Origin of the sequence: Paenibacillus daejeonensis DSM 15491, assembly GCF_000378385.1 — a bacterium.
Taxonomy (GTDB): Bacteria; Bacillota; Bacilli; order Paenibacillales; family Paenibacillaceae; genus Paenibacillus_D; species Paenibacillus_D daejeonensis.
On record NZ_KB899677.1, the window covers coordinates 1 to 14,962 of the forward strand.

General features: G+C 53.7%; 13 protein-coding genes. 2 read left to right on the plus strand and 11 right to left on the minus strand.

Annotated elements, in window-relative coordinates:
• Window positions 1-185: 185 nt before the first annotated feature.
• The 7 genes from pruA to F556_RS0129590 form a co-directional block, all read right to left on the minus strand.
• Window positions 186-1,751 carry an L-glutamate gamma-semialdehyde dehydrogenase gene (gene pruA, locus F556_RS0129560; protein ID WP_020620618.1) on the minus strand — a complete coding sequence of 522 codons (1,566 nt, stop codon included), beginning with the start codon at window positions 1,749-1,751 and terminating at the stop codon, window positions 186-188.
• Window positions 1,748-2,677 carry a proline dehydrogenase family protein gene (locus F556_RS0129565; RefSeq protein ID WP_020620619.1) on the minus strand — a complete coding sequence of 310 codons (930 nt, stop codon included), beginning with the start codon at window positions 2,675-2,677 and terminating at the stop codon, window positions 1,748-1,750. Before F556_RS0129565 ends, pruA begins: the two co-directional genes overlap by 4 nt.
• Window positions 2,678-2,699: 22 nt before the next feature.
• Complete coding sequence (gene rocF / locus F556_RS0129570; protein WP_020620620.1) at window positions 2,700-3,611, minus strand: arginase; 912 nt, start codon at window positions 3,609-3,611, stop codon at window positions 2,700-2,702.
• Window positions 3,612-3,653: 42 nt separating this feature from the next.
• On the minus strand, window positions 3,654-4,862 hold the full coding sequence (locus F556_RS0129575; RefSeq protein ID WP_020620621.1) for an ornithine--oxo-acid transaminase: 1,209 nt from the start codon (window positions 4,860-4,862) through the stop codon (window positions 3,654-3,656).
• A 108-nt stretch (window positions 4,863-4,970) separates the two neighbouring features.
• Complete coding sequence (locus F556_RS0129580; RefSeq protein ID WP_020620622.1) at window positions 4,971-5,693, minus strand: amino acid ABC transporter ATP-binding protein; 723 nt, start codon at window positions 5,691-5,693, stop codon at window positions 4,971-4,973.
• Entirely contained in the window at window positions 5,690-6,334 is a 645-nt protein-coding gene (locus F556_RS0129585) for an amino acid ABC transporter permease (protein ID WP_020620623.1), read from the minus strand. The genes F556_RS0129580 and F556_RS0129585 overlap by 4 nt, the downstream gene beginning before the upstream one ends.
• Before the next feature lie 22 nt (window positions 6,335-6,356).
• Window positions 6,357-7,232 (minus strand): transporter substrate-binding domain-containing protein, encoded by an 876-nt coding sequence (locus F556_RS0129590; protein ID WP_245583159.1) that lies wholly within the window; start codon window positions 7,230-7,232, stop codon window positions 6,357-6,359.
• A 284-nt stretch (window positions 7,233-7,516) separates the two neighbouring features.
• On the opposite strand from F556_RS0129590, the gene F556_RS0129595 reads away from it, so the two are divergent.
• The gene (locus F556_RS0129595; RefSeq protein ID WP_020620625.1) at window positions 7,517-8,161 is read left to right on the plus strand and encodes a GntR family transcriptional regulator; all 645 of its coding nucleotides are present in this window, start codon (window positions 7,517-7,519) and stop codon (window positions 8,159-8,161) included.
• A gap of 79 nt (window positions 8,162-8,240) precedes the next feature.
• On the opposite strand, the gene F556_RS0129600 is transcribed toward F556_RS0129595, so the two are convergent.
• Genes F556_RS0129600 through F556_RS0129610 form a run of 3 tightly spaced genes read right to left on the minus strand, consistent with a single transcriptional unit; the run spans window position 8,241 to window position 12,052 of the window.
• Window positions 8,241-9,320 (minus strand): erythritol/L-threitol dehydrogenase, encoded by a 1,080-nt coding sequence (locus tag F556_RS0129600; protein WP_020620626.1) that lies wholly within the window; start codon window positions 9,318-9,320, stop codon window positions 8,241-8,243.
• Between the two features lie 29 nt (window positions 9,321-9,349).
• Entirely contained in the window at window positions 9,350-10,204 is an 855-nt protein-coding gene (locus F556_RS0129605; RefSeq protein WP_020620627.1) for an amidohydrolase family protein, read from the minus strand.
• A gap of 3 nt (window positions 10,205-10,207) precedes the next feature.
• Window positions 10,208-12,052, minus strand: a complete 1,845-nt coding sequence (locus F556_RS0129610; protein WP_020620628.1) for a UbiD family decarboxylase — start codon at window positions 12,050-12,052, stop codon at window positions 10,208-10,210.
• 162 nt (window positions 12,053-12,214) lie between these two features.
• On the opposite strand from F556_RS0129610, the gene shc reads away from it, so the two are divergent.
• On the plus strand, window positions 12,215-14,131 hold the full coding sequence (gene shc, locus F556_RS0129615) for a squalene--hopene cyclase (RefSeq protein WP_020620629.1): 1,917 nt from the start codon (window positions 12,215-12,217) through the stop codon (window positions 14,129-14,131).
• Window position 14,132: 1 nt separating this feature from the next.
• On the opposite strand, the gene F556_RS0129620 is transcribed toward shc, so the two are convergent.
• Entirely contained in the window at window positions 14,133-14,843 is a 711-nt protein-coding gene (locus F556_RS0129620) for a TVP38/TMEM64 family protein (RefSeq protein WP_020620630.1), read from the minus strand.
• Window positions 14,844-14,962 lie beyond the last annotated feature (119 nt).

The window sequence follows — 14,962 nt, forward strand, 5'->3', positions numbered from 1 at the left end:
GGGGGTGCGAGGGTGCGTAGGAGCCCAATGCAAGAAACAGCAGGTCAACAGGGATCCCCCCCTGCCGCCTGCTGTTCTTTGGAGCGACTTTGGACTTCAGTGTCGCTGCTGGTCCGCCGCTGCCGAAGCGAAGCCCCGACGAAGCCTCCCCCGCGCAGCTCCCAGCGCGCGGGACAGCGCTCGAATTAAACCTTCCGCGAAGTCAGCTTCGCTTGGGTGAAGTGCAGCAGGTAGTCGTGACCGCCCGCTTTGGAATCTGTACCGGACATGTTGAAGCCGCCGAATGGGTGAACGCCAACCAAGGCGCCTGTGCATTTGCGGTTGATGTAGAGGTTGCCGCAGTGCATGGTCTGCAGGGCTTGCTCGATTCGGCTCTCATCTGCGGAGAAGAATGCCCCGGTCAGGCCAAACTCCGTATCGTTGTAAATGCGGATCGCATCTTCCCAGTCCGCTGCACGGCTGAGCCCAAGCACAGGCCCGAAGATTTCTTCCTGCATCACAACTGCTTTAGGATCCAGATCTGCAATCACAGTCGGCTCAATGAAATAGCCCTCCGGTGCGCCTGGCTTGCCACCCACAAGCAGACGTCCTTCGCTTTTGCCTGTCTCGATGTAGTTCAAGATGCGATTATACGAGCTCTCATCGATGACCGGGCCAACAGGTGCATTGTCCTCAGGCAGACCGCTTACCAGCTGCTCCGTCAGCTTCTGAACACGGTCCACTACCTCATCGTAGACGCTATCGACGATAATCGCGCGTGATCCAGCGGAGCATTTTTGTCCCTGGAACCCAAAGGCCGAGGCAACGATAGCAGCTGAAGCCGCTTCGAGATCCGCTGTTTCATCGACGACCACGCCGTCCTTGCCACCCATCTCGGCGACCAGACGCTTCATCCAGATTTGTCCCTCTGCGGTTTGGGCTGCAAGCTTTTGAATGTGCAGACCCGTCTCCTTGGAGCCCGTGAAGCTAATAAAGCGCGTCTTCGGATGGCTGGTCAGATAGTCGCCAATCTCGGCCCCGCTGCCCGGCAGGAATTGGATGACGTCAGCCGGCATGCCCGCCTCGACCATCACTTCATAGAATTTGTAAGCAATGACCGTTGTCGGCGAGGCTGGCTTAAGGATGATGGTGTTGCCGCTAACCACTGCCGCGGATGCCATGCCAGCACAGATCGCCAGCGGGAAGTTCCAAGGTGGGATGATGATGCCCACACCTAGTGGTATATAGGTCAACTGGTTGTCTTCACCCGGGAGCGGCTGTAGCGGCTGCAGCTCATTCGTGCGGGAGAGTCTTACCATTTCGCGGGCGTAATACTCCAGGAAGTCGATCGCTTCTGCTGTATCCGCATCGGCTTCAGGCCAGTTTTTGCCGGACTCCAGAATCATCCACGCCGAGAACTCATGCTTGCGCTCGCGCATCAGAGAAGCTGCACGAACCAGAATCTCTGCACGTTCCACTGGAGCCACCTGCTTCCAACGCTCAAATGCTGCCAATGCCGATGCCATCGCTTGCTCAGCCTGCTCACGACTGGCCTTGCTCACACGTCCAATGACTTGCTCTTTGCTCGCAGGATTAATCGAGACGATTTTATCCTCGGTCATCACAGGCTGTCCGCCAATATGGAGCGGGTAATCTGCACCCAGGCGGGACTTGACCAGCTCAAGCGCCTCCTGCATCTCCTTGCGGTTCCCCTCCGTTGTGAAATTTGTCATGGGTTCGTTTTGAAATGGTGCAAATGCATGTACCGTCATCGTGATCCCCTCGCTCTTCGCATATTTTTAAGAATGAACCCTACATTCGCCGGCCTCTCCGCCAAACGCCGCATAAAATAACCAAACCAGTCCTCACCGAAAGGAACGTAGACTCTAACGCGATGGCCGTCCCGCACCAAAGCATCCTGAAGATCCTCACCGATGCCATATAACATTTGAAATTCATAACAATCCTTGGAAATCCGTTGCTCCTCAATGAAAGCCAGAGACGCTTCGATAATTGACCGATCATGGGTCGCAATGGCCGTGTAGCCTTGGGTTAACTGTAATTGAATAAGCTCCAAAAACTGCTTGTCGACATCAGACTTGCGGGGATAAGCGACCGTTTCCGGCTCCTTATAAGCCCCCTTGACCAATCGCATGTTGGCTCGCAGGCTGCCCAGCTCTCGGATGTCATCCGGGGCACGGCGCAGGTAGGCCTGGATGACTACGCCCACGTTGTCATGAGTTTTTCTCAGTTCCCTATACAGATCTAGCGTCGGCTCACAATGCGCATAATCCTCCATGTCGATGCGGACAAAGTTGCCCGTCTTCCCGGCGTGGGAGACAATCCTCTGCATATGGCCCAGGCACAAGCCTTCCTCCAGATCGAGCCCCAAGCTGGTCAGCTTCAATGAAAGATTGGACTGTACACCGGATGCTGCGATTTCATCAAGTGTTCGGATACACATCTCCGCCGATGCCGCAGCATCCTCTGCATGAGCCACATACTCCCCCAGATGATCCAGAGTTGCCAGCTTGCCTGCAGCATTCAAGCCTTGAACTGCCGTTATAGCCTCTTCAATCGTACGTCCTGCAACAAACCGAGCTGCTCCCAGCTTCAAGCCATACCGCTTGGCAAGGCGGCCCGCAGCGGGGCTCTTGCCGATGCCAAGCAACATATGACGCATGATCGACTCGAACATCCGGCTCCCTCCTCAGAGAATGCTACAGAATTCGCTTGCCGAGCAAAGACGCGACCAGTTCCACGGCCAAACGGGCCGTCCGGCGGTCATGATCCAGTTGGGCGTTTACCTCCACGATTTCTACCGAAGTGACTTTCTCCGACTCCGCCAGCAATTCACAAGCGAAATGGGCTTCACGATAGTTCAAGCCGCCAGGCACTGGCGTACCGACACCGGCTGCTTCCATGGGATCGAGCACATCCAGATCAAAGCTGACGTGGACGCCGTCCGTGCCATCGCTAGCAATTTGAATGGCTTCTTCCACAATTTTCTGAATACCTTTGCGGTCTACTTCGTGCATGGTGTAGCAGGCAATGCCTTTGGCCTTGATGAGGTCACGTTCCGCTTGGTCCAGCTCACGAGCACCAATAATGACCAGTTTGCTCATATCAATTTCACCAGCGCCTGCCAGAATATCGCTTAGCTTCAGCTGCGCGTTTCCGGTTGCGATACCGAGCGGCATGCCATGCATATTGCCGCTTAGACTGCTGGCTTCACTGTTCAGATCCGCATGCGCATCAAACCAGATCACGCCCAGCTTCTTGTAATGCTTGGTCAAGCCAGCCAATGTGCCGATTGCAACGCTGTGATCACCACCGACAACCAGTGGCATATGACCGGCGCCAATCGCTTCTGATACCGCCTCACCTAGCTTCGCGTTAACCTCTTTCACCTGCTGCATATGCTTGGGAGGGCCGCCGCGGCTCCAGCTTTCCTCACCGCGCAAGGCTGCGGAAGGGCAAGCGATCTCCACCGTTTCTTCCAGTGTCAGGTCCAATTGACCGAGCTGCCTGATCAGTCCTGCCTGGATGACTGCGTCGGGTCCGAGCTCAGCGCCAGGATGTCTACCGCCCAGGGAGAATGGGACTTTGATGACTTGTATTGGTGTTGGCATAATGGTCACCTTCCTTATCGTTGATATTCAAAACGTTCGTTTTTATGAGGTCGGAGCGGTCAATACTTTTTCAATTCGGTCGAGCGCCCAGTCCAGATCGGACTGTTCAATAATAAGCGGCGGGGCAAAACGAATCGTCGTCTCATGTGTTTCTTTGCAGAGCAGGCCTTGTTCCATCAGCTGCTCACAGAATGGCCGCGCCTTGCGATCCAGCTCCACACCGATGAATAGTCCACGCCCGCGGATCTCGCGGATATAGGGGCTGTTGATGGCTTCCAGGCGGCTGCGGAAATAGTTGCCCAGCCGATCTGAACGCTCTGCCAGCGATTCGCGCTCCACCACGTCAAGTGCGGCAATCGCTACACTGCAAGCAAGGGGATTGCCACCAAAGGTCGAACCGTGCGACCCGGGCTCGAAGACACCCAGGATCTCATCGTCAGCTGCAACTGCGGATACCGGCAGCACACCGCCGCCTAGTGCCTTGCCCATGATATACACGTCCGGGGTCACATCCTCCCAGTCACAAGCGAAGCGGCGTCCCGTACGGCCAAAGCCAGTCTGGATCTCATCGGCAACGAAGATCACCCGGTTGCTCTGACAAAGCTCATAAGCCGCCTTCAGATAGCCTTGTGGCGGGATTACAATGCCTGCCTCACCCTGAATCGGTTCAATCAGCAGCGCTGCTGTACGGGGCGTAATGGCCTGCTCGAGTGCTGCCAGATCACCGTAAGGAATGATTTTAAAGCCCGGTGTAAAAGGCCCGAAATCCTCGCGGTACTCTTCGGAAGAGGAAAACGAGGTAATCGTCAGTGTACGTCCGTGGAAATTACCGCTGCACACAATAATCTCGGCTTGGTCTGCAGGAACGCCTTTGACCCGGTACGCCCACCGTCGTACGGCCTTGATCGCCGTTTCTACCGCTTCTGCACCACTATTCATCGCCAGTACGCGGGATTTACCCGTATACTTGGAGAGCTTTTCATAGAAGATGCCAGGAGATGGACTATGGAAGGCACGCGAGGTCAGCGTCACTTTATCCGCCTGCTCCTTGAGTGCCCGGATAATGTCAGGATGCCGATGTCCTTGGTTCAAAGCCGAGTACGCACTTAGCATATCCATAAAACGATTGCCTTCTGGATCCTCCACCCATACGCCCTCCGCACGATCGATAACGATAGGCAGCGGGTGATAATTATGCGCGCCATAGCGGTTGGATTGGTCAATGGCAGTCTGGGATAGCGTTTGACTCATTTTATCCACCTCTTTCAAATTTGTATTTTGTATTTTGTATACAATATATAATATACTTCGATGGTTAAAAAAATCGGACAAAGCTCTCAGTTGCCCTGTCCTTACTTGCTACAAAACTTTAGATAAGAAATCCTGCGTGCGCGGATGCTGGGGATTGGCCATAATCTCGCGCGGATTCCCTTCTTCTACAATATTGCCGCCGTCCATGAAGATCAGCCGGTCGCCAACCTCACGGGCAAAGCCCATTTCATGGGTGACGATAATCATCGTCATCCCGTCCTTGGCCAGCTTCTTCATAACATCCAGTACCTCGCCGACCATCTCCGGGTCCAGCGCCGAGGTAGGCTCATCGAACAACATTACTGTCGGCTGCATCGCCAGCGCGCGAGCAATCGCGATCCGCTGCTTTTGTCCGCCCGAGAGCTTGGCTGGATAGGCCGACTGCTTATCCTCGAGACCTACTGAGCGAAGTAGTTCCAATGCAAATTCTTGACCAGATGCTTTATTATTCTTCTTGAGCAAGGTTGGTGCCAGCAAGAGATTTTCCATGACAGTCATATGCGGGAATAAATTAAAATGCTGAAACACCATTCCCATCCTCTGACGAATCTGATTTAACTCCGACTGGCTGCCCGTAACCTCACGTTCTTCGAAATAAATTCGTCCACTGGTTGGTTCTTCCAGTCTATTCAAACAACGGAGAAACGTGCTCTTGCCCGATCCACTGGGACCGATTACAGCGACGACTTCTCCCTTATTAATAGTCGTGTTGATCCCCTTGAGCACCTGATTACTGCCAAACGACTTGTGAAGTTCTTCAACCTTAATCATGATTTATTCAACTTCCTTTCCAGCGCTTGCAGCAGGTTTGAGAGGGTAAAGGTTAAAACAAAGTAAATAACGGCCACTACAATTAACGGCTCCAATGGCAAGAATAAAGACCCTTGTAAAATACGTGCCCGATAAAGCAACTCGCCAATACCAATAACCGATACAAGAGAAGAATCCTTGATGATAATTATGAATTCATTACCTATGGCTGGAAGCATGTTGCGAAAAGCCTGCGGCAATACAACGTGTCTCATCGCCATCGTGCGAGTCATGCCAAGAGAACGTGCAGCTTCAAGCTGACCTTTATCAATCGCTTGAATTCCTGCACGAAAAACTTCTGCCATGTAAGCAGCGCAGTTCATGGTTAATGCGACAACCCCGGAAGCAAATGCCGGCAAATTAATAAATTCTGCCAATCCGTAATGAATAAGTAAGATTTGAACCAATAACGGGGTGCCCCGGATTACTTCAATGTACGCTGATGCAAAGAATTTAAACGGTTTAAACGTTGAAATTCGCATCAGTGCGAACAGTACGCCTAATAATGTGCCGAGGACAACGCCTACAGCTGAAAGCTGTAGTGTTGTCCAAGCGGCACTTAGAAATGTAGGCCATTGTTCGTGTAAGAAAGAGAAGTTCATAGTTAGCTAACTCCGTCCGTTATTATTCTCCCAGCAGTTCGTTGGCCTCGACTACAAAACGGTCAATCTCCCCTGCTTCGATCAGACGCTCAATAGTAGCATTAATACTATTCATCAACTCGTCTTCACCAAGTTTCACAGCAACGGAAAAACCATCATCGTCTTCAGGTGCGATTTCAACATTTGAGATTACCAGGCCTTCTTGAGCAATTTCATATTGCTCCGCTACTGGCGTCTCCAAAATAACTGCATCGACACGTCCACTAGACAATTCCAAAATCAGTTCAGGAATCTTACCTAGGGCAGTCAGATTCGCGCCTTCGATCTCTTGGGCAATCCCTTCTTGGATAGATCCCATTTGAATGCCAATTCGCTTGCCTTCGAGGTCTTCGACCGATGTAAACTGTTCTGCCTGGTCAGCACTTACAAGAACAGCTTGAGTTGCTTTGTAGTAAACATCTGAGAGCAGGAAGTTTTCTCGACGCTCATCAGTTGCAGACAAAGCAGAGATAACCATATCTACCTTGTTTGAATTAAGAGCCATTAAAAGTCCGTCAAAATCAATGTCTTGAATTTCAAGCTCTGCATTCATATCTTTGGCAATTTCTTTAGCCAATTCAATATCAATACCAACAATGGTATCTACGCCATCAATCGTTTTGTGAAACTCAAATGGCGCGTAGTCTGCACTTGTTCCCAAAATAATTTTGCTTGCTTGTTCAGTAGGCTCGTTACCGCCATTACTACCAGTATTCGTATTGTTTGGTGCGTTGTCCGGCGTGTTGGTGGTGCCGCCTCCACATGCTGCTACCATCATTGCCATTGCTGCAATACTGCCTGTTGCCATCCACTTTTTGTTCATTCTTTTTTCCCCCGTTTTCATCATTTTAACACTCATTAACCACGCGATACAATCACATAAACCTAACACGGCCTCGAGAGCGATGTATATTGTATACAGAATACTTCACACAATATACGAGCCTCAACATGTAAGCAATTATAACACTCTCTTCTATTGCGCACAATCATTTTTTCACCAGTATTTACGTTAACAAATTCAGTGTGAAAAGACCTGACAACTCGCAATTATTTGGTTATAATAACCTAAACAACTTCAATAGTAGAGAATGACCTTGCGATGACTTGATTTTTGTTCAAATGCACAAGGGGGAATCGCCGTTGCAGGCTCCAAAATATCAATCTCTGAAAGACCACGTATATGATTATATCGCGCAGCGTATTCAAGATCAAACGTTGCTGCCGAATCAGAAAATTAATGAAGCTGAAATTTGCAAAAAACTGGAGATTAGCCGGACACCTACAAGGGAAGCCCTGTTTCAGTTGACATCCGATAATCTACTGGATTACTTGCCGCGTCGCGGCTTTACAGTCAAAGCCTTTGATCCGAAAAAGAAGCTTGACCTTTCCCTTATCATCGGGACATTGGAAGGTCTCGCTGCCGCCCTGGCCGTGGAGCATCTGGGTGACAAGGAGCTTGGCGCAATGAAGGCTCTCGTGGATAAAATGGACAATGATATTTCGAATCATAACTTTACGGACTATTACAAGGATCAAGTCGTCTTTCATAAGATGTATATCGACAAATCCAACAATGACGTTCTAATCGAAACGCTAAACTCACTTAAGAATAGCTTCATCCGCCAATCCTATGGCAGTGAGGATCCCGACCGGCTAATGCGGGTGCTGCATATCGTCAACGGCGAGCACCGCAAGATTCTGGATCTATTCCATGCCAAAGACAAACAAGGCCTCGAAGAAACATTGAAATATCATTGGCGCATTATTGACAACGAGATGCTCTAGCCACTCCTTTCATAACAACCACCTGACAAGCACCTCCAACTCCTTATTACGGATGAAGGTGCTTATTGGCGTTTTATTATTACCGGTCCGGCAGCAAGATCACCTTCAGACAGCCGCTGCTCTTCTTGACCATCTGAAATCCTGTCTCGAACTCCGAAAGCGGCAGCTGGTGGGTAACAACCCCCTTCGTTGGGAGCCGACCGTCCGCAATACCACGGATGACATGCGGATAGCAATAAGGCCCAAGGTGGGCGCCAAGAATGTCAAGCTCCTTGCGGTCGCCGATGATGCTCCAATCCACCGTAACGGGACTGCCAAAGACGCTGAATTCAACGAACCTCCCCAATTTGCGGATCGCGTGCAGCCCCTGGATGACGCTGGCCGGCGCACCACTTGCCTCGATGTACACGTCGCATCCGTAGCCTTCGGTCCGCTCGAGGATCGCCTCCACCACATTGTCCCGAGAGGGGTTGAGCACCAGGTCCGCGCCAAATTGCTTGGCCAGCTCCAGCCGATCATCCTGCAAATCGATCACCGCAAGCGTACCCGGACCGCGCAATCGGGCAGCAGCCACCATCCCCAGTCCCAGCGTCCCCGCCCCCGAGATGACCGTAAAATCACCAAGCTCGATGCCTGCCCGGTTCACGGCGTGCATGGAACAAGCATAGGGCTCGATCAGAATGGCCTGCTCCAGCGGGAGGTCATGAGGTACACGATGATTAATCGCATGCTCCGGAAAAATCATGTACTCGGCCATAGCCCCATTCACATTGGATTGGAAACCATAGATATCATGCTTGTGGCACATCCAATACTGTCCCCGGCGGCAGAAGCGACATTCCGTGCAGGGGACAATCTGCTCGGAGATCAAGCGGTCGCCCACCTGGTAATCGGAGACGTCTCCCCCAACCGCTACGACAAGACCGACAAATTCATGCCCAGGGATGACGGGCGTTTTGACATAACGGGGCTGCCCGTCACCTCCCCAGAACATAGGCGCGCCATCCCACGCTTTCACGTCACCTGCACAGATGCCGCAGCCTTCCACACGAATCAGCACTTCCCTTGGCCCCGGCTCAGGTGTTGCCACCGTTTCGTAACGATAGTCACCTGGCCCGTGGCATACAACCGCTTTCATCTTGGTTGGAATCGTCTCCATCGTCTGGCTTTCCTCCCACTGCTTGCCCCTTAGGACAGCTGATAGAATCGAATGGCCGTTTCGCCCAGAATCGCCCGCCGCTCTGCTTCGGAGTAGCCTGCAAGCGCACGGTTGGTTTCCTTCCATACCTTCGCATAATCCCCTGCCAGATTGGCTACGGGCCAGTCACTGCCAAACATCAGTCTGTCTGCCCCAAAGCAGATCATCGCATGCTCGATATAGGGCTTGAGATCTTCTGCAGACCATGTGTGCGGATCGGCAGCCGTATTGAGACCCGAGAGCTTGGCGTAGACATTGGGATACTGAGCCGTTTCTCGCAGCAGGGTCGCCCAAGGCTCCAGATGACGCTCGCGAATCTGCGGTTTCGCCAAATGATCAATGACCAGACGCAGCTTCGGGAACCGTTCTGCCAACGTCGAGACATGCTCTAGATGACGCGGCAGTACAGCAACGACATCATACGTGTAGCCATGATCAGCCAACAGGCTCAGGCTCTCCAGCACAGCTGGCTGCAGAATCCAGTCCGGGTCACTCTCGTCATGAATGAGATGACGGATTCCCTTGAACTTGGGCCGGTTTCGCAGTGCTGCGAGCCGCGCAGCGGAGGCCTCGGGATCAAGAAGATCAATCCAGCCAACGATCCCCGCCACCCAAGCGTTCGATTCCGCAACCTCCAGCAAATAATCCGTTTCGTTGTCGCTATGATCGGCCTGGACGATAACCGTCTGATCGATCCCGTGCTCCCGCAGCATGGGCTCCAGCTCTTCGGGGTGAAAATTGCGGAAAAGCTCGGGTTCATTGGGCGTGGGCCAGTAATAAGGCACACGATCAAAATTATAAAAATGCTGGTGCGCGTCAATGACGCGCGGTTTGTTCTCTGACATGGTCTACCTCCTCGGTTTGGTTATCCCGCCTAGCACGCCTCCATCTTCAAAGAAACGACGAATCCCTGCCTCAGTCTGTGGATCAGGAATCAGCGGGGGCGCCTGGTGCGGCTTGGTACGCGCATCAATAATGACATTATCGCATCCCCAGTGCTTGTGACGGTAGGTGCTGCCTACGCCATGGATATCATGCGACGGATTGCTGCGTGTAAACGTCACCCACAAAAAATTATTCAGCTCAGCACCCACAAAGGCGCTGTCATCGCACAAAATAATCATCGGACAGTCCGGCAAGCCGCCACGCGATTGGATGAAGGCTGACCAGTCTTCGATTTGCTCCATTGTGGCCGCTTCATCCCGGTATGCCGGGCCATCGATGGCCACGACGCCAGGCAGCACAACATGCGCCTCTTTGACCCCTGACAGCTCCCGCAACAGTTGCGGCACCTCACGGCACAGCTCTCTGCGTTTCGGACCGGCGGCAGCGAAGATCACTTTGCTGCCCATATTGAGCCCCTCACCGGAATAGTCCAGCGTATCAATCGTCGTCTTGGTCTGAAAATGCAAATCGCGCTGCAGATCCATCCGCTCCAGCATGTAGGCGAAGAAGGCCTCCATATCGTGCGTGCTGATCGGCTGTTCCTGCTCTGCAGCAATGAACAGATACTTCGCCAGGCTCAGTTGGCCCGTCCCGAGAATTCGATTGGCAATCGTCAGAATTTCGGCAGGCCGCTGCACTTGCTCATACGGTGTATACCGTTCGCTGCCGATTGCGAGCAACAGCGGATGGACGCCAGCCGCATCCACAGCGTGGACTTCCTTGACCCCGCGAATCTCCTTGCTGATAGCCCCCCCAGTCAGCTCATGAATCAGCTCCCCGAACGAGGTGTCTTCCTGCGGTGGCCGCCCCACAACCGTAAACGGGAAGATCGCGCCGGACCGGGCAAATACCTTGTGCACCTTCATTACCGGAAACGGATGAACGAGACTATAGTACCCCAGATGATCTCCGAACGGACCCTCCAGCTTGGTATCTTCGGGGTAGATTTCACCGGTAATCACAAAATCGGCATCCAGGCTGACACAATGTCCCTCACAATAGCTGTACCGGAAGTGACGTCCCGCCAATAATCCGGCAAAAGTCAGTTCGCTCATCCCCTCCGGCAGCGGCATGACAGCCGACAGCGTATGCGCCGGTGGACCGCCAATGAAGCAGCTTACCTTGAGCGGTTGCCCCAGCCGGTTGGCCTTCTCTTGGTGAATGCCAATGCCCCGATGAATCTGATAATGAAGGCCAATCTCCTTGTTCAGCTCGTAATCATTGCCAGTGAGCTGAATGCGGTACATCCCGAGATTGGCATTCATCACGCCCGGCTTGTCCGGGTCTTCGGAATAAACCTGCGGCAGGGTAACAAAAGCACCGCCATCCTCCGGCCAATGCTGAATCAGAGGCAGATCGGAAATCGAAATTTCCTCGAACCCGGGCGGCTTGTCCCCTGACGTCTTCACAGGGAGCGCCTTGCGGGCCGATAGGGCAGTTCCGAGCGACTGTACAGGTGTTTTGAAGCCGCCCATCGGATCGTTGCGCAGGTTGATCACGCGTTGAGCCGCATCCCAGGTATCCCGGAATATGTACTTGCTGCGCTCGATAGTGCCGAACAAGTTGGAGACCGCGCGGAAGCGGCTACCTTTTACCCGTTCAAATAACAACGCAGGGCCGCCGGCCTCATAGACTTTCAAATGGATCGCTGCCATCTCCAGATAGGGATCAACCTCCTCCTGAATCCGGATCAGGTGCCCGGCCTTCTCCAGGTCATTCACACATTCTTCCATATTGCGATAGATCATCCTGCCACTCCTTCTGTTCGAGAGCCCATTTGGTTTGTCCTTCTATTATCAACCAGCGTTCTGGCCAGGTCAACATAGCCCGGGCGCTCTGCGATTCGCAGCCGCATGTTCGACCCTCAGCGCTCATATGAATGGATATGGACCTGAGAGGAGGACTCGCGCGTGAGCAAAACCGGCGATCCGATCGACCAAGCAATCCAACGCTTCATCCATGAACTTACAGATCTTCAGCAGCCGGATGGCTCCTGGCGATTCTGCTTTGATACCGGCACCAACGTGGATGCCTATGTCATTATTCTGCTGCGTTCCCTGGGCTCGGACGAAGAACCCCTGATCCGCCGCCTCCATGCACGCATCCGGGCTCGCCAGCAGCGGGAGGGCTGCTGGCGGTTGTATCCCGACGATGACGAGGGTCATCTTTCCGCTACCATTGAAGCCTACTATGCACTCCTATATTCAGGCTATAGCCAGCCAGACGACAAGCATATGCAGCGGGCACAGCGTTACATTACCAAGCGGGGCGGATTGCGCCGGGTCGAGGGGCTGATGACGCAAGCTCTGCTCGCTGCAACTGGACAGATCAAATGGCCTCGTTCCATTACTTCGATTCCGCTGGAGATGCTGCTGCTGCCGCTGTCGTTTCCTGTGCAATTCTTTGACTTCTCCGGCTATGCACGGGTCCATCTGGCGCCGCTGCTGCTCATGGCTGACCATCAATTTGCGGTGCAAGGCGACGACTGGCCGGATCTTCACCAGCTGGTAGGCGGGGAGCGCAAGGATGGCAAGGCCGCCATGGAGCCCCGCTTGACAGTTACTGAGCACTCCGTTCATCAGCTGATGGACAGCGGGTTGAACCGGTTAATTGGCAGCCGGACCTCTCTTCACGAATCGGCATCCTCGCGTGCAGAGCAGTATATGCTGGAGCGAATTGAAGCCGACGGCACGCTGTACAGCTACGCCAGCAGCACCATTCTAATGATTTTTGCCCTGCTGGCACTGGAGTATGATCGTGACGACCCGGTGATTGTCCGGGCTGTGGAGGGGTTGAAGGGCATGGCCTATGAGCTGGACGAGGGCCTGATGATCCAGAACTCCCCTTCCGAGATCTGGGACACGGCGCTCTTGGCCTACGCGCTCCAGGAGGCGGGACTGTCCGCAAGCCACCCAACGGTGCGGGCGGCATCCGATTATGTCCTGCGGCATCAGCACACCAAACCCGGCGACTGGCGGATTCACAATCCCGGGGCAGCGCCTGGGGGCTGGGGATTCTCCGAGAGCAATACCATCAACCCGGATGTCGATGATTCCACCGCTGCCCTCCGGGCGATTCAAGCACGCTCCCGTATGGAGGAGAGCACATTGAACGCCTGGAATCGCGGTTTGAGCTGGGTGATCTCCATGCAAAACAAGGATGGCGGCTGGCCCGCCTTCGAGAAGCACACCGACAAGCGTATGCTGACGTGGCTGGCTATCGAGGGTGCCGCCGCAGCGGCCATCGATCCGTCAGAGGCGGACTTGACCGGACGGACCTTGGAATATTTGGGCAATTGGGCAGGACTGGAGATTGATCATCCGGTCGTCAAACGGGGGGCAGACTGGCTTATTCAGCATCAGGAGAAGGATGGCTCGTGGTATGGCCGATGGGGTATCTGTTACATCTATGGGACGTGGGCCGCACTGACTGGACTTGCAGCTGCTGGTTTGCCGGACGATCACGATACCATCGAGCGGGGCATCAGGTGGCTCGCATCCATCCAGCACAAGGACGGTGGCTGGGGCGAATCCTGCTTGAGCGATCAGCGCAAACGCTATGTGCCACTCGGGATCAGCACGCCTTCCCAGACCGCCTGGGCCGTCGATGCCCTCATTGCCGTTCACGAAGAGCCAACGGAATCCATCATGCGAGGTGTGCGGCGCCTGATCACATTGCTTGAAGGGGATGACCCCGCGCCAGGGAAATACCCGACCGGCGCTGCGCTGCCGGGCAGCTTCTACATCCATTATCACAGCTATAACCATATCTGGCCGCTGCTTGCGCTGGCGCACTACCGCAGCAAGTACGGTCAGTTACCCAAGTAACCTAATTGGTCTGTCTACGCAGATATACCTTGAAGTACCCAATATATACAAGTCCAATAAATACGCCATAAACGGCTAGCGTAACGAGGATGCTTCGCGGATTGGCAAGCAGTTGGTTCCCCAGAATCGCGAACATCAGCATGGATGGGATTTTGCCCAGGGACGACGCAATGGCATAGGGCCAGAACCCCACCTTGCTCACGGCGCAATAGACATTAACAATGACGGAAGGGATGAAGGGAATTAGCCGAACAGCCAGGATGAACATAAAGGCACTCTTCTCAAACCATGCCGTGATGCGGCTCATCCACGACACCCGCGCCAGCAGTCGTTGACCCCAATCGTAGAGCAGCCAGCGCACCAGCACGAACATCAGAATAGAAGCGGCCGAGGACCCGATCCAGGTATACACCGCTCCAAGCTGCAACCCGAAGGTTGCGCCCAGGATGCCGCCAATTAGCGGGTAAGGAATGACAGGAAATAAAGCCAGCAATGTAGCTACGCAGACAATGAGCAGTGGATGGACATCGCCGGCCTGCTCCAGCCAGCCGGTAATCTCTGTCCGGTAGAGCAGAATCCCCAAAATCGCAGCGCCATACAGCGCCAGAGACAGGAGACGCTGATACAGCGGTTTAGCGGGAGGCATCGGCAGCCTCACATGCTCAGGCGGGGACTGCTCACCGGATGGGTTGGACGGTGTGGAACGTTTCATGTATGTCTCCTTCCCGGAAGTCTATCTCTTTATTGTAGCCAACTCCTCGCCCCGGGGCCAGTCCTGCAGCTTTTGTCATCTGCACATTTACAATGTGGTACAGTAGATGTACACACCCT

Excerpts from the sequence above, each read along its gene's own strand:
- pruA (WP_020620618.1), bottom strand. The coding sequence starts at position 1,751 with ATGACGGTACATGCATTTGCACCATTTCAAAACGAACCCATGACAAAT.
- F556_RS0129565 (WP_020620619.1), bottom strand. The coding sequence starts at position 2,677 with ATGTTCGAGTCGATCATGCGTCATATGTTGCTTGGCATCGGCAAGAGC.
- rocF (WP_020620620.1), bottom strand. The coding sequence starts at position 3,611 with ATGCCAACACCAATACAAGTCATCAAAGTCCCATTCTCCCTGGGCGGT.
- F556_RS0129575 (WP_020620621.1), bottom strand. The coding sequence starts at position 4,862 with ATGAGTCAAACGCTATCCCAGACTGCCATTGACCAATCCAACCGCTAT.
- F556_RS0129580 (WP_020620622.1), bottom strand. The coding sequence starts at position 5,693 with ATGATTAAGGTTGAAGAACTTCACAAGTCGTTTGGCAGTAATCAGGTG.
- F556_RS0129585 (WP_020620623.1), bottom strand. The coding sequence starts at position 6,334 with ATGAACTTCTCTTTCTTACACGAACAATGGCCTACATTTCTAAGTGCC.
- F556_RS0129590 (WP_245583159.1), bottom strand. The coding sequence starts at position 7,232 with ATGAGTGTTAAAATGATGAAAACGGGGGAAAAAAGAATGAACAAAAAG.
- F556_RS0129600 (WP_020620626.1), bottom strand. The coding sequence starts at position 9,320 with ATGGAGACGATTCCAACCAAGATGAAAGCGGTTGTATGCCACGGGCCA.
- F556_RS0129605 (WP_020620627.1), bottom strand. The coding sequence starts at position 10,204 with ATGTCAGAGAACAAACCGCGCGTCATTGACGCGCACCAGCATTTTTAT.
- F556_RS0129610 (WP_020620628.1), bottom strand. The coding sequence starts at position 12,052 with ATGATCTATCGCAATATGGAAGAATGTGTGAATGACCTGGAGAAGGCC.
- F556_RS0129620 (WP_020620630.1), bottom strand. The coding sequence starts at position 14,843 with ATGAAACGTTCCACACCGTCCAACCCATCCGGTGAGCAGTCCCCGCCT.